We start from the raw sequence: 22507 nt of genomic DNA, 5'->3' as shown, positions 1-22507 counted from the left end.
TTTAGTATTCCACCCTGAGGTGATGAATACTCTGTAATTTCTTCTTGAACAATTTCTTAATTTTGGTAATAGATTTCAAGGTAATATCTGCATTAACGAATTGGTTTTGATCTATCTGATGATTTATAACATTCTCTACAAGTTTATCAATATTCTCTAAAGTAGGAGATTTTAAGCTTCTGGCGGCAGCCTCTACAGAATCGGACATCATCAATACAGCTGTTTCTTTAGAAAATGGCTTAGGACCAGGATATCTAAACTTATCTTCAGATTCCAATTCATCGGGAAAACTGCTGATATGGTGTTTGTAAAAATAACCCACCATAGTTGTCCCATGATGTGTGCGAATAAAGTCTATCAGCTCATCAGGTAAATTATATTCTTTGGCTATTTCTATTCCATTTTTCACATGTTCAATGATGATTCTTGCACTTTCCTCAAAGCTCATATCATCGTGAGGATTAATCCCTGATATCTGATTTTCAATAAAAAATTGAGGATTTTTCATCTTACCAATATCATGGTACAAAGCACCAGCCCTCACTAGCAGTGCATTTCCTCCAATTTCTAAAATTCCTTCTTCGGCAAGGTTAGCAACCTGAATTGAATGTTGAAATGTGCCAGGTGCATTCTGAGCCAGTGTTCTTAGTAATGGATTGTTGGTATCTGATAATTCTAAAAGTGAAACATCTGATACTAGTGAAAATGTTTTTTCAAAAGCAAAAATTAATGGATAGGCAAATAGTGTTAATGCTCCATTACCAGCAAACCACACAAAATTCATCCAGTCAATATTATCAATACTACCCTCTTGGGTTAAAGCCATTGCAAAATAAGTAAGGAAATAAACACCTATTATTTTAGCAGCAGACACGAAAAGCTGAGCACGCTTATACATCTGTAATACCGATAAAATTGAGACTATCCCTGCCATGAGCTGTAAGTAGATAAACTCGAAACTATTTGGCACTATAAAACCAATAATTATGATAGCAATGAGATGTGTAAACAAAGCTAATCGAGTATCAAAAAATGCCTTAATAATAATGGGCAATAAACAGAAAGGCATAAGGAATATGAGATTATTATTTGGTATTAAGGACAAGCTTGCCATTAAAACCATGATGATGATTAAGGTGAGAATAAAAGTCACCTTTTTGTTATCCATAAATACCTCAGGTCTAAACTGCTTGAGAAATAAATAAAGTATTAGAAATGCAATTAAAACCAGTAAAGACTGTCCCAAACTCAGTAAACGCTCTGAATTATCTTGCCAATTCTCACCCTCATAGCGCAGTCGGTACGACTCTAATTTCTGAAAATTACTTTCTGTTACTAATTCTCCTTGAGAGATAATAACCTCTCCCCTTTGCACCATACCCAAACCTTTAGATATTTCGTTCAACTCGCTATCAAGCATTTTGTTGGTGGCGTCCTCATCATAAAAGACGTTTTGCTTTAACGATTGTAGAATAAGAGGTGCTAAAAATTCTTTTTCATTCTCAGCTAAATTGGGGAGTTCATAGGCTTTTTTCGAAGCGGATTCTATGGTATAAAGTTTTCCCAAGCGTTTAACTTCACCCACATTGGAACGCATTACTATTATTTCAAAATCTTCCTCTTGATACTCAATGTCATCTATTAACTGTACAATCCCTTTTGAATAAAGGTTTTCAATTATGTTTAATCCATAAAAAGCCAATTTTTCCTTTTTGGTTTTTTGTTGCTTCTTTTTATTCAAATTAAAAAAGGTAAAGCGAGTATCTTTCTTTAAGTTTTTATCAATTGCCCATTTTTGCTCAAAATTGGAAATAAATTCTTCTGCTTTAATTTCATATACAGACTCATCTACTACAAAAGTAGGCTTCAGATTATTTCTAACCTGTAATTGTTCAATAGAAAGCTGTTCGTTGGATTTGTATACTGGAAAGTCATAAGGGGCAATTAAATTCTCATGCATCCAAGGTTTTCCTTTCTGAAATTCATACTTGAAAGATGCTCTGTTTGGAAACATCCATACAATCAGTACAGTAGCTAATAGAAACAAGGCAACTTTCTGAATTTTGTAGTAGTTGTTCCGAATATCAAAAGGGAAGTTAAATCGCATATCGCCGACTAAAATACCAATAAATAACAAGTTTGCAAAGCCACGATAATAGGTCTTTTTCATTAACTTCGCGTGCAGTATCCAATTATAAAAAAAGCAAAATGAAAGAAGTAGTAATCGTATCAGCTGTAAGAACCCCAATGGGAAGTTTTGGAGGAGCATTATCAAGTGTTTCTGCCACTCAACTTGGAAGCGTCGCTATTAAAGGAGCAGTTGAAAAAGCAGGAATTAATCCCGATGAAATAGATGAAGTTTATATGGGCAACGTCTTGCAAGCTAATTTAGGACAAGCCCCAGCCAAACAAGCTGCAATGGGTGCAGGACTAAATCAAGATGTTCCTTGCACAACCATCAATAAAGTATGTTCTTCTGGAATGAAGTCAATTATGTTAGCTGCACAAAGCATAATGTGTGGAGATAATGATGTAGTCGTTGCTGGAGGTATGGAAAATATGTCTGCTGTACCACATTATTTCACCAAAGGAAGAAACGGTCAGAAATTAGGCGATATGAAATTGGTCGATGGTTTGGTGAAAGACGGTCTTACTGACGTATACAACAAAGTACACATGGGAAACTGTGCCGAGCTATGTGCCAAAGAGATGAGATTCACTAGAGAACAACAAGACGCTTTTGCTATTGAATCGTACAACAGAAGTGCTAAAGCATGGTCAGAGGGAAAATTCAGCGATGAAGTAGTTCCTGTGTCCGTAGCGCAAAGGCGAGGCGACGATTTAATCATTTCAGAAGACGAAGAGTACAAAAATGTGAAGATGGAAAAAATACCTACTCTTCGCCCAGTATTTGACAAAGAAGGCACCGTAACAGCCGCCAACGCTTCTACTCTAAATGACGGTGCTGCTGCCTTAATTTTAATGAGTGCCGACAAAGCAAAGGAATTGAAATTACAACCTTTGGCTAAAATTAAAAGTTATGCAGATGCTGCTCACCAAGCAGAGTGGTTTACAACAGCACCTGCAAAGGCTTTGCCAATTGCATTAGAAAAAGCCAATATAAATACTGGCGATGTGGATTTCTTCGAACTAAACGAAGCCTTTTCAGTAGTTGGCTTAGCTAATATTGAAAAGTTAGGTCTAGATGCTTCAAAAGTAAATGTGCACGGTGGTGCGGTCTCTTTAGGTCATCCACTTGGATGTTCAGGTGCCCGAATTATTGTAACCCTATTACATGTTTTAAAGCACAACAATGGTAAGGTAGGTGCTGCCGGGATTTGCAACGGTGGTGGAGGTGCTTCAGCTATGGTAGTTGAATTATTTTAGTTGCCTTCGTTAATAAATTTAAAAGCTCACTTTAAAAGTGGGCTTTTTTTTTACTTTTGTTTACGATGAAATACGGAATTTCTGAATTAGCTATCGTTCCTATTCGAGCAGAGGCATCGGATAAAGCCGAAATGGTAAACCAAATACTCTTTGGTGAGCATTTCAAAGTTCTTGACCAACGCATTAAATGGAGTAAAATTCGTTTGGCTCACGACAAGTACGAGGGATGGGTGTGCAATAAACAGTGGACGGAAATTGATAAAAAAAGCTATGAAAATTTAGAACGTCAATCGCCTACTCTTACCACTGAACTATTGGATATTGTCACGAGTGAATCACATCAAACTATCGCTTTAGGAAGTTCCTTGCCACACTACGAAAATGGCTCATTTACAATCAAAGAAAACAGCTATACTCATGCTGGGGAAACCACTACTGGAAGCGAGGATAAAAGTATGCTTGTAAACAACGCTATGCTTTACCTAAATACACCATACCTCTGGGGCGGACGGACACCTTTCGGTATAGACTGCTCAGGCTTTTCGCAAATCGTTTACCGTTTACAAGGTAAAGAAATACCTAGAGACGCTTATCAACAAGCTGAAATTGGAAGTACACTTAGTTTCATTGAAGAGTCCGAACCAGGTGATTTAGCATTTTTCGATAATCATGAAGGTAAGATTATTCATGTGGGTATCATTTTAGAAAACAACTTCATCATACATGCTTCCGGCAAAGTACGTATCGACAGAGTCGACCAACAGGGTATATTTAATGCCGAAGAACGAAAACACACCCACAAACTTAGACTGATAAAAAGCATTCTCTAAATTCATGGGTGTGAAAAAAATGTAATTAGTACTGCTTCAGTACCTGAAATTCATCGTAATTCAATTTCCACTCTCCCTCTGTATTCACCCATTTCTCTTGGTATATTTTACCTTCTCCTATATTCATTGACCAGTTAGAAGATAATAGTATTGAATTAGGAGAAACATCACTTATTAATAAATTATGATACGTCAAATTTGTCGCTCCATCAGCAACTAACTTTTCCCAAAATGAAGTGATTTCATCTTTTGAATGTAAAGACGCAAATGGTACTGCATTCATAGATGCATTAGAAACATAACCTTCTCCACAAGATGCTGCATCACCAGAATTAAAAGAATTAGTCCAACCGATAGAGATTCATAAAACATTTTCTAATCTTTCATGACTAGCAATAGGATTAGTCTCATTTTTCATTGGTGATTCATACTGTAAAAGCACTTCAAAGTCATCATAAGATTAATGCCACTTGCCGTTATCTTTCACCCATTTTTCTTGGTAAATAATTCCTTCTCCGATGTTCATACTCCAATTGGCTGATAACATTACGGTTTGCTCATCAACCACTTCTACTGAAACATCAGTATACACTAAATTGTTAGCTCCTGATCCAATAAGTGACGTCCAAAATTCTAAAATTTCATCTTTTGATTTTTTAACACCAAAAGGCAAGGCTCTCATTACAGAACTTGATGTGTAAGCATTGGCACATTCTTTAGCATTGCCCTTATTGAAATTTTCAATCCACTGTTTGCTAGCGGAAAGAACTTCTAAAGCTACTTCCTGATGAGCCGTTGGGCTATGAGAAGTGTAATTTTGAGTTTCTTTAGAATGGCACTCCTCTTTCTTAAGAGAAGTGCAAGATATTACCAATAAAGGTAATAAAAGCATAATAATTTTTTTCATGATAGTATTTTAAGTTAAAAAGTGAAATACAAAATTAAAAAAACAAACAATAAGTAATGCTATCTTTGTGTTATAATAAAAAATCAAATAAGATGAAGAAATTAACCATTTTGGCTTATCTGGTTTTAGGAGGAATACTCTTCCAGATAGCAAAATCCTTAACAACCAAAGATGCTTTTGCTCATAAAACAGCCTTTGCAACTGCAACAAATGAAAATCATACGTCTAATGATTTCACCTACGCAGCTGAGAAATCTCTTGAAGCCGTAGTACATATCAAGTCCAAATTTATGGAGGATGAATACTACAGATACTACCATCCCTTTTTTGGTAATGGCTACTATAATCAACCCAAAGAAAAAGTAGCCAGTGGATCAGGCGTTATCATTTCTAAAGACGGCTATGTGGTGACTAACAAACATGTTATTAATGAGGCTGAAGAAATAGAAGTGGTGCTCAACAACAAACGTAGCTATACCGCCAAACTACTGGGGACTGACCCCAATACCGACTTAGCATTACTTAAAATTGAAGGTGAAGATTTAGAATACTTAGAGTTTAGTGATTCTGATGACATCAAAGTCGGTGAATGGGTTTTGGCGGTAGGTAATCCGTTTAATCTCAATTCCACTGTTACGGCAGGAATCGTTAGTGCCAAAGCTAGGAGTATTAATATTTTGAATAGGCGTAACGGCATAGAATCTTTTATACAAACTGATGCTGCGATTAACCCTGGTAATTCTGGTGGTGCATTAGTAACAACCAATGGCGATTTGGTAGGCATCAATACCGCTATTCAATCCAATACAGGTTCATATACCGGTTACGGATTTGCCATTCCTTCAAATATGGTTCAAAAGGTGGTTTCTGACCTTAAAAACTACGGTGAAGTACGTCGTGCATTTATTGGTATAAATATTGCCGACATCAATCAGAACATATCGGAAGAACTAAATCTTAAAGGAGTAGAAGGTGTACTTATAACCAATGTTTTAAATGATGGTGCTGCCAAAAAAGCAGGAATTAAACGCTACGATGTGTTAGTGAGTATTAACGGTACTAAAGTAAATTCTGTAAGCCAACTTCACGAGCAAATTATACAGTTTAACCCTGGTGAAAAAATTGTATGCCAAATCAAAAGAAATGGCAAAATACAAGACATCAATATTGAGTTGGAGAATTAAATTTACTTCCTAAACTCTTTCACACGCATATTAAAGAGTGTGAATGCCATCACATCTGCGGATTGCTCAATAAGTTTAGAAACAGGCGTTCCTGCACCATGTCCAGAGTTGGTTTCTATACGAATCAATACAGGCTTATCTCCTTGGTGTTTGTCTTGTAGCTCGGCAATGAATTTAAAAGAATGAGCCGGCACTACCCTATCGTCATGGTCGGCAGTAGTAACCAATGTAGCGGGGTAAGAAACGCCATCTTTTACATTATGAACGGGTGAATAGCCTTTCAAATACTCAAACATCTCTTTGGAATCATCGGAAGTACCATAGTCATAAGCCCATCCGGCACCTGCTGTAAAGGTATGGTAACGAAGCATATCCAATACGCCAACACCTGGCAAAGCCACTTTTACTAAATCAGGGCGTTGCGTCATAGTAGCACCAACCAATAGTCCACCGTTTGAGCGGCCATCAATGGCTAAAAAGTCTTTTGTCGTAATGTTTTCAGCCATTAGGTATTCTGCTGCTGCAATAAAATCGTCAAATACATTTTGTTTTTTCATCTGAGTACCGGCATCATGCCAAGCCTTTCCATACTCGCCACCACCTCTTAGGTTAGCTACGGCATACACACCGCCTTGCTCCATCCATACAGCTCTACTGATACTAAAAGAAGGCGTTAAACTCACATTAAAGCCACCGTATCCGTACAATATAGTGGGGTTATTACCATCATAATTTACTCCTTTTTTGTGCGTAATAATCATTGGCACTTGAGTTCCATCCTTAGAAGTATAGAACACTTGCTTGGATTCAAAATCCGAAGATTTGAAATCAATAGTCGGCTCCCAATACAATTCTGACTCTCGGCTATCGGTGTTGTATTTGTAAATAACCCCTGGAGTATGGTAATTGGTGAAACTGTAATACAACTCCTTCTCTTCTTTTTTGGAAGAAAAACCACCACTACTACCAATACCTGGTAATTGAATTTCGCCCAAACTGTTGCCATCAGCATCAAACTGATAGACTTTAGAAATAGCATCAATCATATAATTAGCGAAGAAATACCCACCTCCAAAACTAGGTCTTAACACATGTTCAGTTTCTGCAATAAAGTCTTGCCAAAATTCTTCTTGTGGCTGTTGAAAATTAGCCGTCACCACCTTTTTATTGGGAGCGTTTCTATTGGTCACGATGTAGAGTAAATCGCCCATATTATGAAGAATATAATTATCACTAGAGTAATCATCTACAATAGTTATAATCGGTGAATTTTCTTGAGTTATATCTTTAATGAATAGCTTGTTTCCACTAGTTGAAGTTGATGCAGAAATGATTAAAAAACGACCATCATCAGTTACTCCACCACCTACATAACGGTGTTTTTCTGAGGGCAAAGCTCCAAAAATTACCTTATCCTCTTGTTGCGGAGTCCCCAATTGGTGATAGTATAATTTGTGCTGATCCGTCATAGCCGATAATTCACTACCATCTGGTTTATCGTAGCTGGAATAGTAAAAGCCTTCGTTGCCTTTCCAACTCACACTACTAAACTTAATATCAACTAAAGTATCTTCTATGGCTTCTTTGCTGACAACATCAATTACAATAACTTTTCGCCAATCGCTTCCGCCCTCAGAAATAGAATAAGCTGCTAAACTACCATCATCTGAAAAACTGAGTGAAGTCAAAGAAACAGTACCGTCTTCTGAAAATGTATTGGGGTCTAAAAACAATTCCGTATTACCGCCTTTTTCTCTAAAGATGACATACTGATTTTGTAAACCGTCATTTTTATAAAAATAGGTATACTCTCCTCTTTTAAATGGCGCCGACAATTTTTCATAATTCCATACTTTTTCAAGCCTATTTTTTAGCTGTTCTCTCAAGGGAATTTGATTAAGAAAACCAAAAGTGACTTTATTTTGTTCCTCAACCCATTTAGCGGTTTCTTCACTCCTATCGTCTTCCAACCATCGGTAATTATCCACAACCTCAACATCAAAATAGGTGTCGATAACTTTCTTTTTTTCAGTAATAGGATATTCAATCGATGGCATTTTAGATTGGCATGAAATGATTAGTAGAAATAGGTGTAAAAAATAAGTCGTTTTCATATGTTGTAAGTATAATCCCAAAATTAATAATTATTGGTTGATGATTAGCCTCTCTTCTTCAAAAATTCAATGAGTTGCTTAACGGCTAGACCTCTATGACTGATTTCATTTTTTTGCTGAATAGACATCTGTGCAAAACTTTCTTCAAAACCATCGGCTAAAAAAATAGGATCGTAACCAAAGCCTTTCTCACCCCATTTTTCTGGGATTATTTGTCCATCAACCTGACCTTCAAATTGATATTCCTTACCATCAATAACCAGAGAAATAATCGTTCTGAAACAAGCATCTCTGTTCTCTATCCCACTCATTTCAGAAAGTACCTTTTGCATATTGTCTTCAGCAACACATTCCTCTCCAGCATAACGCGCCGAATAAACCCCAGGCCGTCCGTCTAAAGCCTCTATTTCAAGTCCAGTATCGTCTGCAAAGCAATTATAACCGTAGTTGTCATAAACAAAATAGGCCTTTTGAGCGGCATTATCCTCCAAAGTATCTGAAGTTTCTGGCAATTTCTCATGACAATTGATATCTTTTAAACTCAATATTTCAATACTAGAAGGTACAAGCATACGGATTTCTGCAAGTTTATTGGAGTTGTTGGTGGCAAATACAAGTTTCATTAGTCGTGGTGATAGGGTTCGTTATTTAAAATACTAAAAGCTCGGTAGAGTTGTTCGGCAAAAAATGGGCGTACCATCTGGTGAGAAAAGGTCATCTTGGACAAACTCATCTTTGAAGAAGCTTTAGAATACAAAGTCTCGCTAAAGCCATAAGGCCCACCAATTACAAAGACTAACCGTTTTATGCCTGAATTCATTTTTTGTTGTAAAAACAGAGAAAATTTTCTAGATGAATAGTCTTTTCCATTTTCGTCAAGCAATATCAGTTGATCAGTATTTTGAAGTTGTTTCAAAATAAGTTCGCCTTCTTGCTCTTTCTGCTGACTTTCAGAAAGGTTTTTTCTGTTTTTTAGGTCAGGAATGGTTGGGAAATCAACAGCTATGTAATGCTTCAATCGTTTGGAATACTTATCTATTCCCTCTTGAATCCAGCTCTCATCTGTCTTACCAATTGCTAATACTACAATTTTCACCGAAAAAGTTTTGTAATTTAACGCAATATTAGTCATTTTGCTTGATAGAAAATAGACCCATGCGAGAAGAATTAAATACATTCATCGAATTTGCCCTTAAAGAAGATATTAGAGACGGTGATCACACCTCTTTGGCTTGTATTCCTTCAACTGCTATTGGTAAAGCTCAGCTTCTAGTAAAAGAAAACGGTATTCTTGCTGGTATGGAAGTGGCAGAAGCTATTTTCAATAAAGTAAACCCTGAGATACAATTTTTCCCTCTTATGAAAGATGGTGAAGACATGTATATCGGAGATGTAGCTTTTATCGTTGAAGGCCCTTCAGCTTCATTACTTACTGCCGAACGCTTAGTGCTCAATTGTATGCAACGCATGAGTGGTATTGCCACCAAAACACGACATATTGTAAAACTATTAGAGGGTACAAAAGCTAAAGTATTAGACACTCGAAAAACGACGCCAGGCATTCGTCTATTAGAGAAGTGGGCTGTAAAAATTGGTGGTGGTGTCAATCACCGCTTTGGCTTGTACGATATGATGATGATAAAAGATAACCATATTGATTTTGCAGGAAGTATTGAAGCCGCTATTGAAAAAGCCAATAGCTATCAAATAAAAAAAGGACTGAATATACCTATCGAAGTAGAGGCTAGAAATTTAGATGAAGTGAAAAAAATCATGAGAGCAGGCAACATTCAACGCATCATGCTTGATAATTTCAGCTATGCTGATACTCGCATTGCTGTTGAGCATATCGGAGACCGTTTTGAAACTGAAGCTTCTGGCGGAATAACAGAAGAAACAATTAGAGAACATGCTCTTTGTGGGGTGGACTTTATTTCTGTAGGCGCTCTTACACATTCTGTTAATAGCCTAGACTTAAGTTTAAAAGCCATATAAAATGAGTTTAAAAGAAAAACTTTCTTTCCTGATTGACTGGAGTAAGCATATTGTCTTACCCGGTTTCAGAGGAATGAATTTGTTTGATGTAGCTAGTTTTTTCATCAAAGGTCTTGAGAAAGGTGCTATAACTACAAGAGCTTCCTCCATTGCTTTCAATTTTTTTTTAGCACTCTTCCCTGCTCTAATCTTCTTTTTTACACTTATTCCCTATATACCTATTGACAATTTTCAGGAAATACTTTTGCAACTTTTAGGCGAAGTACTGCCTCCTTCCACCAATGAAAGTGCTTTTAGTACGCTTAACGATATCATTAACCACCCTAGAGGAGGATTACTGTCTTTTGGTTTTGTTATGGCATTATATTTTTCGACTAATAGCATCAACTCTTTAATGGAGGCTTTTAACAGTTCGTACCATATTTCTGAAAGTAGAGGCATGTGGAAGCAACGGTTAATAGCTATTGGTCTAACACTGATGCTATCTATAATGTTAATTTTGGCTATAGCTATTATTGTTTTTACTCAAATATCTAGTGCTTATTTTGTAGACTTGGGCATTTTACAAGAAAGCTCCATATTACTTATTAAAATTGGAAAATGGGTCACCCTTTTAACCTTCTTATTCTTTGGGCTTTCCTTATTGTTTCAATTTGCACCCTCCAAAAAAACCTATTGGAGTTTCTTTTCTCCAGGGGCTATTTTGGCTACCCTTTTTATTGTGCTTACTTCAATAGGGTTTGGCTATTATATTGACCAGTTTGGGCAATACAATAAGCTCTATGGTTCTATTGGAACACTGATTGTTATTTTATTATGGATGTATTTTAACGCTATTGTTATGCTTATAGGTTTTGAACTCAATGCCAGTATCTTTAGTGCCAAAGAGCATAAACAATCATTGTCGTTTATCGATTTTTTCCAAAAAAAGCAATAGACCAATTAGAAGAGCTATTGCCACTACTCCCATCATTATTTTAGCGAATAGCATATTTAAAAGGTTACGGTTTTATCACAATCACGAATCAATTCGTACAAATCTTTCATGCTGGAAAGCGGACAAAGTTCAGTCCCTTCTTTATCTCTTAAATTAAGGCAAGTTCCACAAGCTAGAATCTGTCCACTACCATCTAAAAAGGATTGTGCTAAATCAAGGATAGGAAATTTTTCAGAATGCAAATCACCATACTCTACTCCACTCGCTAAAAGAAAAAGACGAACATCGTCTTTTTCTTTTAATGAGAAGTTAGCCAAACGGAAAGCGTTGAACACTACTTCCGCATCTGTGCTATAAATTATTATTCCTAATTTCATTAGTTAATTTTTAATCGTATTCCTGTATAAATCAGACGACCCATAACTGGTGCCCAAATGATGGATGCATCGAAATTACTACCAAAGGGGTCATTGCTTCCCAATATAGGGTTGTCTTGTTTATAATTCAACAAATTCTCTCCTCCAAGGTAAATATCAAAGGTGTTGAATTTCTTGGTTACCTGACTATTAATTACAAAAAATGGGTCAGATTGAGCACGACCATCGTCTATTAAAGGATGGTAAGGTATTCTACTGCTACCTATATGGTTCCAAGTAGCATCAAATAACCATTTGTTAATATGATCGGTTGAATAGGCTATATTAACCAACGCTCTATTTTCTGGTACTAATGGGGCTAATTTCGTCTCTCCATCAAAAGTAGAGTACACTTGGTTGATTTTATAGGCTAATTTAACATCAAATCTATTGAACAATTCATAATTGAAATCAAATTGAATGCTGTTTGAATAGGATTCGCCATCTAGGTTATAGAATCTCAATTTTGTGGGGTCTTCCACATCTACTACGACTTGATTTTCAAATTGTGTTCGGTAGGCATCCGCATTAAAAGTCGCTTCTCTATCAAAAAGTTTAAAGCAATGGGTGGCATTTATTCCATAATTCCAAGCTACTTCTATCCCCAAACTATCTTGAATCTCAAACTGTCTAGAGGAGGCAAAATAAGATACATTTTCAGCTATTGGATTAGCTATTCGCATAGCTTTGCCGGCAGAAAGTCTAAGTACAGTTTGTTCAGATGGGTTGTATTTAATGTTCAATCTTGGTAAAAATTCAAAACCATGAGTATTATGGTAATCTCCACGGACACCTGCTACTAATACAAAATCAGAAGCTGATGTGTAGCTATACTCTGCAAAAAGACCAGTAGTTAAATCTGTTCTGTTGAAGTTTAAACCTTGATAATTTTCAGTATATCTATCAGCGTAATAGCTCATTCCATACTTAAGAGTATTGTCGGTTGTAGAAATAAAGGTTTGGGCTATAAGGTTTAAGTAGGCACTTTCTTGTAAACTGTTATAGTCAGTTAATCCAAACTTAATATCTTGGTCATGCCTTCTAAAGGCTGTTTGAAGACCTACACTTTTACCTGGTTTATCGGGCATTTTCAAGCCTGTTTTCGTGCTAAATTCTAATAAGGTATTATCTAAAACAACCTTATATGGATTCGTAAAGGTGCGTATTTGCCCCCCTACACGTTCATCTGCTAAAACACGACCAACTAAATTTATTCTATATCTATCTGTATCTCTAAGCCAACGATTAAGAACATTTAATGATTTAATGTGTGGCATATCTAAGAAACCATTTTTATCGTGATCAACATCTTTAGAATGATAATTTATACTCGTAAATAAATTAGTAGTCCATTTGCCTGTTTTCTTAGCAAATTGGAGGTTGTTTTCAAACTTACTTTCCGTATTAGTATAGAAATTCCAATAGATTTTATCGGCATTTTCAGGCTTGAAATACTCTAGGTTTATTTGGCCAGCGAAAGACTCAAATCCATTAATGACCGATCCTGCTCCCTTAATTACCTGTATGGATTCAATCCAAGTTCCTGGCACATAAGTCAATCCATACGAAGAAGATAAACCTCGAATAAGAGGTGCATTTTCTTGTGTAATTTGGGTATAAATTCCATCTAATCCTAGCATTTGAATTTGCTTGGCTCCTGAAACGGCATCAGAAAAGGTAACATCTACAGTCGCATTGGTTTCGAAACTTTCTGATAAATTACAACAAGCCGCTTTTTGCAATTCCTTTGAGGAAATCTTTTGTACTTGTAGAGGGTTTACCATAGAAAGCTCGGTAGTTTTTACTTTTGCTTCTACCGTAACTTCTTTCAACTCAACAGATTCACTAAGAGCTACACTTAAAAAGGTTTCGTCTTTTACATTTACACTTTTAGGCTGAAAACCAATGTAAGTGATTTTTAATTTCACGGGAAGTTGAGTAGTTAAGTCCAGGTGAAATTTACCATCTAAACCTGTTGTTGTAACCTGTGTCGTATTTTCTACTACAACATTAGCACCAATTAAAGTGTTACCGCTTTCATCTACTACTTTTCCCATTATATGTGCCTGTGCAAAGGTCATTAACGCACTTAATTGCAAGGCAATTATTAATATATATTTCATTTTAATTTTGTTTAACTGTTTATATTTAGTCCTAACTTGTTAAGTGTTAAGGAAACAGCTAAATCAAATACGAAAGACTTGGAATAAAGAAAGTTGTTGAGAGTAGGGTTTAGGAGGCGGCAACTCAAGACTTTTAATTGAAAAAGATGAGTTACTTAATAGATTTGAGATGCTATTTAATTCTGTTGAGTAAGCTTCTACAAAAGATGGAGCTAAAACCGGCACACTTACTGGTATCTCAAAGGAAAAAGCGACTAGCTCTACTTCTAAAAAGCAACAGCAACATGAAGCCAACAAATTACAATCACAAGATTTAAGAGATTCTGTAGGTAAAGGCTTTTCTTCGGAACTGCAACACATTACAGCATCATCACAAAACACCTCTTGAGTTTCATCTATTTGTTCAGATAAAACTGTAGGGTTGTGGATATGATTAAGAACAACAGGAATACCAATACTACTGATAAGCACTAAAAAGCATATCGAAAAATAAAAGGTATTTGTTAAAATTTTCATTATGTAAATCTACAAAATTATTTTTCAAACGTTTTGAGGGTGTTTACAATAATATCAATACACTCTAGCAATTCTTCTTTCGTTATTACTAATGGGGGTGCAAAGCGAATAATATTTCCATGTGTTGGCTTTGCCAAAAGTCCATTATCTCTCAAAGCCATGCACATATCCCAAGCCGTTGAGCTTTCCTCAGAATCATTTATCACAATAGCATTTAGAAGGCCTTTGCCTCTAATTAAGGAAATGATATTCAAATGTCCTAAGCGTCTGTTTAATTCAGTTCTAAAGACTTCTCCTAACTCAGTTGCATTCTCAGAAAGATTTTCTTCTAATACGACTTCCAAAGCAGCTTGAGCAACCTTACATGCTAGAGGATTACCGCCAAAAGTAGAACCGTGTTCTCCTGGCTTTATACACAACATTACCTCATCATCAGCTAATACAGCAGACACTGGTAATACTCCACCAGAAAGGGCTTTTCCTAAAATTAAAATATCAGGACGTGCATCTTCAAAATCACAAGCAATCATTTTACCAGTTCGTGCAATTCCAGTTTGTACTTCATCGGCAATAAATAAAACGTTGTACTTGCTACATAAAGCTCTTACTCCTGCCAAAAAACCTTCATCAGGAACAACAACTCCAGCCTCACCTTGAATAGGCTCAACCATAAATGCACATACATTTGGATCCCTCAATTCAGTTTCTAAAGCTTCTAAATTGTTGTAAGGAATTAAATCATAGCCAGGCATATAAGGACCAAAACCCTCATAAGATGTAGGGTCATCTGAACTCGAAATAGCTGCTAATGTACGCCCCCAAAAATTACCTTTAGCAAAAATAATACGAGCTTTATTTTCGGCAATACCTTTTTTCATATAGCCCCACTTACGAGCTAATTTGTTAGCCGTTTCACCACCTTCAACACCAGTGTTCATTGGTAAAACCTTATCGTAACCGAACAGGTCTGTGATAAACTTCTCATACTGACCTAAAATGTTGTTATGAAAGGCCCTGGAGGTTAATGTCAAGGTGGAGGCTTGATCATTTAATGCCTTTATAATTTTGGGATGGCAGTGTCCTTGATTGACAGCAGAATACGCCGAAAGAAAATCAAAATACTTCTTCCCTTCTACATCCCACACATGAACGCCTTCTCCTTTTGAAAGGACAACAGGTAGCGGGTGGTAATTGTGAGCTCCGTATTTCTCTTCTATTTCTATCAGTTCTTGTGAAGTGTACATATCTTATATTTTGAGCTACAAATTTAGAAAAATGTATTTGCTTGCAGAATAAATCACTGTTTTAATATTCTATATTTGTGCCATGGGAAGAAAAAAGAAAAAGATACTCTTAGAAAATGTACTTATTGCAGATGCAGGAGCTAAAGGAAAATCCATAAGCCGACTTGAAAACGGACTTGTTTTGTTTGTTGAAGGTGCTGTACCTGGAGATGTTTGCGATGTACTTGTACATAAAAAGCGTAGGTCTTTTTTAGAAGGAAAACCTATAAAATTCCATACTTATTCAGAAAAAAGAAGAGAGCCTAAATGCGAGCACTTCGGGCTCTGTGGTGGGTGTAAGTGGCAATTTATGGATTACGAGCATCAAGTGGATTACAAACAAAAAGAAGTGGTTGATGCACTTAGTCGAATTGGTGGCATCGAATTGCCAGAAGTTTCTCCAATATTAAAGTGCGAAAACGAGTTTCGCTACCGCAACAAAATGGATTTTGCCTTTACTAACAGACGTTGGATAACTGAGGAAGAAAGTGCTGAAGGTAAAGAAATAACAGACCGTAATGGAGCAGGATTTAGAGTAGCAGGTTTTTGGGATAAAGTTATAAACCTAAACGAATGCCATTTACAAGCAGAACCGTCAAATACTATTCGTAAAGCCGCTAGAGATTATGCCATCGAACACGAATTAGACTTTTTTGATATTGCTGAAAAGGAAGGTTTTTTAAGAGCCTTAACTCTCAGAATGAGTAGTACTGGCGAAATTATGGCTCTCTTTCAGTTTTTCTATGAAGATAAAGAGAAAAGAGAAGGTCTTTTAGAGTACATACACAAGCTGTTTCCTGAAATTACATCCTTACTTTACACCATCAATGACAAAGGCAATGAGAGTATTTTCGACTTAAATATCATAACATACTCTGGAGAAGATTGCATTTATGAAGAAATGGAAGGTCTGAAATTCAAGATTGGCCCTAAATCCTTTTACCAAACCAATTCTAAACAAGCCTACGAACTCTACAAAGTAGCTAGAGATTTTGCAGACATTCAAAAAGACGATATCGTTTATGATTTGTACACAGGAACGGGTACAATAGCACAATTTGTTTCCAACAACGCTATGAAAGTTATTGGTGTGGAATCTGTCCCAGAAGCCATTGAGGCAGCCAAGGAAAATGCCAAAAATAATCAGATAAACAATTGTAAGTTTTACGTTGGAGATATGAAAGAGGTATTTACTGAAGATTTCATTCGTAAAAATGGTCGTCCAGATGTCGTAATTACCGACCCACCTAGAGACGGTATGCATAAAAAAGTAATTGGTCAACTCTTAGATGTTGGAGCAAAAAAAATCGTTTACGTCAGTTGTAATCCTGCCACCCAAGCTAGAGATTTGGCTCTTATGACCGAACACTATACTGTAACTAAAGTTCAGCCTGTTGATATGTTTCCTCAAACCTATCACGTTGAAAACGTTGTGCTTTTAGAAAAAAGATAAATGCTAGACAAAGAATTTTGGGATAACCGTTATAAATATGAACAGACTAGTTGGGACATCGGCTATCCGTCTACCCCACTAAAAGAATTTATTGATAGCTTAGAGAATAAAGGTTTGCATATTTTAATTCCTGGTTGCGGGAGAGCTTATGAAGCGGAATATTTATACAACAAAGGCTTTAAAAATATCAGTGTTATTGATTTATCTCCAACTGCCTTAGACCAGTTTTCAAAGCGTATGCCTTCTTTTCCAAAGGAAAGCCTTACTAATGCCAATTTTTTCAACCACAAGAGTAAGTATGATATTATTTTAGAACAAACATTCTTTTGTGCAATTGACAGAGGTTTAAGAGAAAATTATGTGAAGCATTCTTATGAGTTACTGAATGATGGCGGCAAAATTGTAGGTCTTCTTTTTAATGAAGAATTTGGCAATGAACACCCACCTTTTGGGGGAACTAAAGATGAATATCTGAATTTATTTTCTGGCTTATTTGATATAGAAATCATGAAAACAGCCACAAACTCTATTGAACAAAGGAAAGGAAGAGAATTATTTATATCATTTAAAAAGAAGAAGTTGTAAATTAGCAGAATGGGAACGAGAACACTTGTGCTTGATGCTCAACAAATGGAGCAAAAAATTTGCCGAATGGCATGGGAGATTTATGAGAAAAACCATCTCGAAAAAGAAATAGTAATTGCTGGAATTAGTCCTCAAGGGGCATTATTATCTCAACGCCTTGCCGAACACCTTAGTAAAATTTCAGAAATTCTAGTTGAAGTTATTGTTGTAGAATTGAACAAAGACAACCCCTTGTCAGATCCTGTTCAAGTAAGTGCACACAGTGAGCTAAAGAATAAAGCAGTCATTTTAGTGGATGATGTGCTTAAATCTGGTAAAACTCTAATGTATGGGTCTCAATACTTTCTGAATAAACCCATTAAAAAACTGATGACTGCTATTCTTATCGATAGAAACTACAAAAATTATCCTATCAAAGCCGATGTTGTTGGCTTGTCGCTTTCAACAACTTTGCAAGAGCATGTAACGGTTGAATTTGGAGAAGAAGAAGCTGTTCACCTAACCTAAACCCTCAACATCTCTGTATGTGGAATATCGTCTTCAAGATATTCTTTTCCTGTTGACTTAAACTCAAAGGCTTCATAAAAAGGAACTAGATGAGATTGAGCAGAAATACGAATTTGAGGTTTACCATATAAATTATTCGCTTGTCGAATACCTTCTTCCATTAAATCTTTACCTATACCTTTGCCTCTAACAGACAAATGTGTGGCAATTCTTCCAAAAGAAATCTCATCGTAACTAACTCCTTCTTTTACTAGTCTTAAGTAAGCTACTAACTGCTGGCTTTCATCAAAACCTAAAAGGTGATAAGAATCTTTGTCTTTCTCGTCAGCATCTTGGTAAGGACAGTCTTGCTCAACAATAAAAATAGCTTGTCGAAACTTCATTATTTCATGAAGTTGGAATTTACTTAAGTCGTGAAAATCGAAGAACTGCCAGTTAATTATCATTCGCTAAAAATATAAAATTACAGTTTATACGAAAACCCTAACAAAAAACGACGGCTCTGTAATGGACCATAAGCGTATGAGGTGTCAAAATTATCTCCGAAAGGGTTTTTCCAATCTACTAGAGGTGATGGCTGTGTATAGTTAAAGACATTCTTTACGCCCACATAAACGTTAAATGATTCACTAAATATTTTTTTGAGTTGTAGATGATTTTGAGAAAACCAAGGAGATTTTTCTGCACGATTAAACGGTTCAGGATAAGTAGGCAGCTCCATTGGACCTACAATTTTTGCTGTCTAGCTAAGGTCAAATTCATGTTGAAATTGATAGCTTAAAGATGTATTTCCAGAAAAAGAAGGCGCAAACAATTCTTTTTCTTTTATACCATTTGACTCAGAATACACATCCAAAAATGTACCACCAAGAGTTAAACTGAGGGGGAAATCAAAATTTTGCTGAATATTAAACGCAAAACCCCTTGACACTGAAAAACCGTCAAGATTAGCATAAACAATGAGATTAGGGTCAATATCATAATCGGGTACAATTTTATTGTTAAAATGAGTGTAAAAGACATCAATATCAATAGCACCCGTACTGCGTGGCAACAGTAACAAATGGTTGAAATTTAGGTTAACATTGTAGGATTCTTCAGGCTCCAACTCCTCAACAATTTGAACATCTCTTGAACCCGTTAAAAAGGCATGATCTTCAGTAAATAAGTTTACTAATCTAAAGCCTGTACCACTATTGAATCTAAAAGTGGATTGCTCTCCAACATTCCATTTTATATTTAGTCGTGGCGAATATACCAAACGGTGTTCCTTATGGTAATCGCTTCTTAACCCTAATAATACCGACCACTTTTTATTTAGTGTGATTTCATCTTGCAAAAAAATTGCTGGAATATATTGTTTGTCATCAATCATTGCTAAGGTGCTATCCTTATACATTTGATAGCGTTGTGAAGTACCTACTAATACATCATGAGTATAGCCTATTTTTTTATTCCACAAGAGGTTTGAAAAATAAATCTGCTGCCAAGCTTCATATTTAGTATCTCCATAAAAAGCATCTTGATGGTGGTGATTATAAGAAACATCTAGTCGTATATCTTCTTTAGTTGGGAACTGATAGCTTCCTACTAGCTCAAACCTATCCGTAAATATTGATTCACCATAAACAGAATCACTTCCTCTATAATCTCGATTCCATTCTTCAACCCCTCCACTCCTATCTTCGTTATAATATTTAGCTGAAAAAGATAATTTTTTATTGCTCTTTCTTTTCATGGACCATTTATTAAATAATGATATACGATTAGAAAAAGGCACATCAGAAAAGTTATCTTCATTATCATCCAAAAAATGATTCATAAAAAACACATTCCCGCTAAAAAGCATATCTACTTTTTTAAATTTTGGAGCAATAGAAAAATCAAGTTTTTTTTCAAAGTGTGAAGTCCCAAAAAGATCAATTTCTATAGTGGAAATATCTTTAGATTCCTTAGTAATAATATTTATTACACCTGCAACAGCTTCAGTGCCATAAAGTGTCGAAGAAGGACCTTTAATGATTTCAATTTGTTTAATAAGAGATGTTGAAATGCCATTTAACCCATAAACAGTGGATAGAGAACTCATGATGGGCATACCGTCAATTAACACCAAGGTATAAGGACCTTCCATACCATTGATATGTATATCGTTAGTGCCACAAACACCGCAGTTGATTTGTTTTTGAACACCATTTACATTTTCAATGACCTCCATTACATTGGCCGTAGCAATTTTTTTAAGAAATTTATGGCTAATAACATCCACTTTCACAGGAGAAGCACTGAGAAACGTCTCACGCATTGTCCCTGTTACAACTACTTGGTCTAAATCATATGCCAAAGAAGTTAATACTATTTGTAAAGGTTCAGAATTTATTAAACTTACATCAATAGTTTTTCGGTAGGTTTTATAGCCAACCGAAGAAACCTGCAAATCAACTTTCTTATTATTTACATCCAATGTAAATACCCCATTCTCATCTGCAGAAGTACCATCAGTAGTTCCTTTTATACTTACAGAAGCAAATGGTAAAACTTTATTGTTTGTTGTCTTAACAATTCCTGAAAATGTATAGTTCTGTGAATAAACTGCAAGCTGACAACAGCAAACTATTAGAAGTGTAAATATTTTCATAGCACAATGGTTTTTTAAGAATTTATGCGACAAATTTAAATCTTTATTTATAATTAGTCTAAATAAAATATAAATATTTTAAAAATTTAGGGAAAACTAAAATTAATTTCAATTAAATTTTATAATTTTGTAAAATGACCACTTTGGCAGAAGAAAATTATCTTAAGGCGATACTAAAATTATCCAATTATTCATTGGAAATGGTGTCTACTAATGCCATTGCAAAAGAGCTAAAAACTAAAGCATCATCGGTTACTGAAATGAATAAAAAATTAACTGAAAAAAAATTAGTTAAATATCAGAAATATAAAGGTGTATCATTAAGTACATCGGGTTATAAAATAGCTATTTATATTGTAAGAAAACATCGACTCTGGGAATGCTTTTTAGTAAGTAAATTACAATTTGATTGGGACGAAGTTCATCACGTAGCCGAACAGCTCGAACACATTAAATCATCTAAACTTATTGATTCTCTCGATATTTTTTTAGGCAAACCTAAAAAAGACCCTCATGGAGAGCCCATTCCTAATATAAATGGTGAATTTCCAAAGTCAAATGCATTAGCATTAAACAAATTTCCAAATGACGTTAAAGGAGAGGTAATTGGCTTAACTAATGATATGCCTTCTCTACTCAAATATTTGGACTCTCTTTCAATTACCATTGGCAGTAAAGTAGTTATCAAAAAACAGATAGATTTTGACAACTCTTTTGAAATAATAATAAATAACACAGAACGTCACATTAGCAATGAAGTGGCAAAAACACTTTTAATCAGAGAATTATGATAAACGATTTATATTCTTGGTTTGTAATACAAAATCCTGTTCTTCAAGCTCTACTGGCTGGACTTTTTACTTGGGGGCTAACTGCATCTGGTGCAGCATTAGTTGTATTCTTTAATAAAACCAACAGAAAATTATTAGATGCTTCACTAGGTTTTACTGGTGGCGTAATGATTGCGGCTAGTTTTTGGTCACTACTATCCCCTGCTATCAGTTATGTAGAAATGCAAAATGAGATGGGTACATCCAACCTACCATCTTGGTTTCCTCCTGCAGTAGGTTTTTTTATGGGCGCCTTATTTTTATATTGGCTAGATAAAATCATCCCACACTTGCATCTCTTCAAAAAAGTCGAAGAAGCAGAGGGCTACCCTACCAAATGGAAAAAGACCATTCTTTTAGTACTAGCAATCGCTCTGCACAACATCCCTGAAGGATTAGCTGTAGGGGTCGCCTTCGGCGCTATATCTCACGGTATTCCTGGATTCGAAATTGGAGCTGCCATAGCCTTAGCTATTGGAATAGGTATTCAGAATTTTCCTGAAGGCTTTGCCGTATCTATGCCCTTAAGACGACAAGGTGTTAGTAAATGGAAAAGTTGGAAATGGGGACAGTTATCAGCGATTGTAGAGCCTATTTTCGCTATGATAGGTGCTGCAGCAGTAATATATGCACTACCAATACTTCCATACGCCCTAGCCTTTGCTGCTGGTGCTATGATATTTATTGTAGTAGAGGAAGTTATTCCTGAGAGCCAAAGTGGCGGAAATACAGACCTTGCTACTATGGGGCTTATTGCCGGATTTATCATCATGATGATTCTTGATGTCTCACTAGGATAAAA

General features: G+C 35.8%; 23 protein-coding genes. 10 read left to right on the top strand and 13 right to left on the bottom strand.

What is annotated here, in order from left to right; all coding sequences use genetic code 11:
- Position 1: 1 nt before the first annotated feature.
- On the bottom strand, positions 2 to 2170 hold the full coding sequence (locus tag ISP73_07150) for an HDIG domain-containing protein (protein ID MBL6658358.1): 2169 nt from the start codon (positions 2168 to 2170) through the stop codon (positions 2 to 4).
- Positions 2171 to 2208: 38 nt separating this feature from the next.
- Here ISP73_07150 and ISP73_07145 point away from each other — a divergent pair, with 38 nt between their 5' ends.
- Together ISP73_07145 and ISP73_07140 are read left to right on the top strand one after the other, a co-directional pair.
- Entirely contained in the window at positions 2209 to 3387 is a 1179-nt protein-coding gene (locus tag ISP73_07145) for an acetyl-CoA C-acyltransferase (protein ID MBL6658357.1), read from the top strand.
- A gap of 65 nt (positions 3388 to 3452) precedes the next feature.
- Positions 3453 to 4217, top strand: coding sequence for a C40 family peptidase (locus ISP73_07140; GenBank protein MBL6658356.1), 765 nt, complete (start codon positions 3453 to 3455; stop codon positions 4215 to 4217).
- Between the two features lie 25 nt (positions 4218 to 4242).
- Here the strand turns inward: ISP73_07140 and ISP73_07135 are convergent, their stop codons facing one another.
- Complete coding sequence (locus tag ISP73_07135) at positions 4243 to 4500, bottom strand: hypothetical protein (GenBank protein MBL6658355.1); 258 nt, start codon at positions 4498 to 4500, stop codon at positions 4243 to 4245.
- A 177-nt stretch (positions 4501 to 4677) separates the two neighbouring features.
- Positions 4678 to 5124, bottom strand: a complete 447-nt coding sequence (locus ISP73_07130) for a nuclear transport factor 2 family protein (GenBank protein ID MBL6658354.1) — start codon at positions 5122 to 5124, stop codon at positions 4678 to 4680.
- A gap of 92 nt (positions 5125 to 5216) precedes the next feature.
- On the opposite strand from ISP73_07130, the gene ISP73_07125 reads away from it, so the two are divergent.
- Positions 5217 to 6308, top strand: a complete 1092-nt coding sequence (locus tag ISP73_07125) for a trypsin-like peptidase domain-containing protein (protein ID MBL6658353.1) — start codon at positions 5217 to 5219, stop codon at positions 6306 to 6308.
- Between the two features lie 2 nt (positions 6309 to 6310).
- On the opposite strand, the gene ISP73_07120 is transcribed toward ISP73_07125, so the two are convergent.
- The 3 genes from ISP73_07120 to rlmH are packed head-to-tail and all read right to left on the bottom strand — an operon-like array spanning position 6311 to position 9518.
- Positions 6311 to 8422, bottom strand: coding sequence for a S9 family peptidase (locus ISP73_07120; protein ID MBL6658352.1), 2112 nt, complete (start codon positions 8420 to 8422; stop codon positions 6311 to 6313).
- A 44-nt stretch (positions 8423 to 8466) separates the two neighbouring features.
- A complete protein-coding gene (locus ISP73_07115) occupies positions 8467 to 9045 on the bottom strand; it encodes a non-canonical purine NTP diphosphatase (protein ID MBL6658351.1) in 579 nt (192 codons plus the stop codon).
- The gene (gene rlmH / locus ISP73_07110; GenBank protein ID MBL6658350.1) at positions 9045 to 9518 is read right to left on the bottom strand and encodes a 23S rRNA (pseudouridine(1915)-N(3))-methyltransferase RlmH; all 474 of its coding nucleotides are present in this window, start codon (positions 9516 to 9518) and stop codon (positions 9045 to 9047) included. Before rlmH ends, ISP73_07115 begins: the two co-directional genes overlap by 1 nt.
- A 59-nt stretch (positions 9519 to 9577) precedes the next feature.
- Between rlmH and nadC the strand changes: the two genes are divergently transcribed.
- Both nadC and ISP73_07100 read left to right on the top strand, forming a co-directional pair.
- The gene (nadC, locus tag ISP73_07105; GenBank protein MBL6658349.1) at positions 9578 to 10417 is read left to right on the top strand and encodes a carboxylating nicotinate-nucleotide diphosphorylase; all 840 of its coding nucleotides are present in this window, start codon (positions 9578 to 9580) and stop codon (positions 10415 to 10417) included.
- A gap of 1 nt (position 10418) precedes the next feature.
- Positions 10419 to 11354: a YihY/virulence factor BrkB family protein gene (locus ISP73_07100; protein ID MBL6658348.1), complete on the top strand. Its 936-nt coding sequence runs from the start codon at positions 10419 to 10421 to the stop codon at positions 11352 to 11354.
- A 56-nt stretch (positions 11355 to 11410) separates the two neighbouring features.
- Here ISP73_07100 and ISP73_07095 read toward each other — a convergent pair whose 3' ends face one another.
- From ISP73_07095 to rocD, 4 genes are all read right to left on the bottom strand, one after another.
- Positions 11411 to 11731 carry a DsrE family protein gene (locus ISP73_07095; protein ID MBL6658347.1) on the bottom strand — a complete coding sequence of 107 codons (321 nt, stop codon included), beginning with the start codon at positions 11729 to 11731 and terminating at the stop codon, positions 11411 to 11413.
- Complete coding sequence (locus ISP73_07090) at positions 11731 to 13827, bottom strand: TonB-dependent receptor (GenBank protein MBL6658346.1); 2097 nt, start codon at positions 13825 to 13827, stop codon at positions 11731 to 11733. Before ISP73_07090 ends, ISP73_07095 begins: the two co-directional genes overlap by 1 nt.
- A gap of 129 nt (positions 13828 to 13956) precedes the next feature.
- A complete protein-coding gene (locus ISP73_07085) occupies positions 13957 to 14409 on the bottom strand; it encodes a hypothetical protein (GenBank protein MBL6658345.1) in 453 nt (150 codons plus the stop codon).
- A gap of 17 nt (positions 14410 to 14426) precedes the next feature.
- Positions 14427 to 15653, bottom strand: coding sequence for an ornithine--oxo-acid transaminase (rocD, locus tag ISP73_07080; GenBank protein MBL6658344.1), 1227 nt, complete (start codon positions 15651 to 15653; stop codon positions 14427 to 14429).
- An 82-nt stretch (positions 15654 to 15735) separates the two neighbouring features.
- On the opposite strand from rocD, the gene rlmD reads away from it, so the two are divergent.
- From rlmD to ISP73_07065, 3 genes are read left to right on the top strand one after another with little or no spacing between them, the layout of a single operon-like run.
- Positions 15736 to 17145 carry a 23S rRNA (uracil(1939)-C(5))-methyltransferase RlmD gene (gene rlmD / locus ISP73_07075; GenBank protein MBL6658343.1) on the top strand — a complete coding sequence of 470 codons (1410 nt, stop codon included), beginning with the start codon at positions 15736 to 15738 and terminating at the stop codon, positions 17143 to 17145.
- Positions 17146 to 17730 carry a methyltransferase domain-containing protein gene (locus tag ISP73_07070; GenBank protein MBL6658342.1) on the top strand — a complete coding sequence of 195 codons (585 nt, stop codon included), beginning with the start codon at positions 17146 to 17148 and terminating at the stop codon, positions 17728 to 17730.
- Between the two features lie 9 nt (positions 17731 to 17739).
- Positions 17740 to 18237 carry a phosphoribosyltransferase gene (locus tag ISP73_07065; GenBank protein ID MBL6658341.1) on the top strand — a complete coding sequence of 166 codons (498 nt, stop codon included), beginning with the start codon at positions 17740 to 17742 and terminating at the stop codon, positions 18235 to 18237.
- Here ISP73_07065 and ISP73_07060 read toward each other — a convergent pair.
- From ISP73_07060 to ISP73_07050, 3 genes are read right to left on the bottom strand one after another with little or no spacing between them, the layout of a single operon-like run.
- The gene (locus ISP73_07060) at positions 18234 to 18680 is read right to left on the bottom strand and encodes a GNAT family N-acetyltransferase (protein ID MBL6658340.1); all 447 of its coding nucleotides are present in this window, start codon (positions 18678 to 18680) and stop codon (positions 18234 to 18236) included. The genes ISP73_07065 and ISP73_07060 overlap by 4 nt on opposite strands.
- A 20-nt stretch (positions 18681 to 18700) precedes the next feature.
- Positions 18701 to 18958, bottom strand: coding sequence for a TonB-dependent receptor (locus ISP73_07055; GenBank protein MBL6658339.1), 258 nt, complete (start codon positions 18956 to 18958; stop codon positions 18701 to 18703).
- A gap of 21 nt (positions 18959 to 18979) precedes the next feature.
- Positions 18980 to 20875 carry a TonB-dependent receptor gene (locus ISP73_07050; protein ID MBL6658338.1) on the bottom strand — a complete coding sequence of 632 codons (1896 nt, stop codon included), beginning with the start codon at positions 20873 to 20875 and terminating at the stop codon, positions 18980 to 18982.
- A gap of 134 nt (positions 20876 to 21009) precedes the next feature.
- Between ISP73_07050 and ISP73_07045 the strand changes: the two genes are divergently transcribed.
- Together ISP73_07045 and ISP73_07040 are read left to right on the top strand one after the other, a co-directional pair.
- Positions 21010 to 21666 carry a metal-dependent transcriptional regulator gene (locus ISP73_07045; GenBank protein ID MBL6658337.1) on the top strand — a complete coding sequence of 219 codons (657 nt, stop codon included), beginning with the start codon at positions 21010 to 21012 and terminating at the stop codon, positions 21664 to 21666.
- Positions 21663 to 22505 (top strand): ZIP family metal transporter, encoded by an 843-nt coding sequence (locus tag ISP73_07040; GenBank protein ID MBL6658336.1) that lies wholly within the window; start codon positions 21663 to 21665, stop codon positions 22503 to 22505. The genes ISP73_07045 and ISP73_07040 overlap by 4 nt, the downstream gene beginning before the upstream one ends.
- Positions 22506 to 22507 lie beyond the last annotated feature (2 nt).

The sequence above is a fragment of the Flavobacteriales bacterium genome (genome assembly GCA_016779935.1).
GTDB lineage: Bacteria > Bacteroidota > Bacteroidia > Flavobacteriales > UBA7312.
This window is presented reverse-complemented; position numbering and strand designations above follow the sequence as displayed.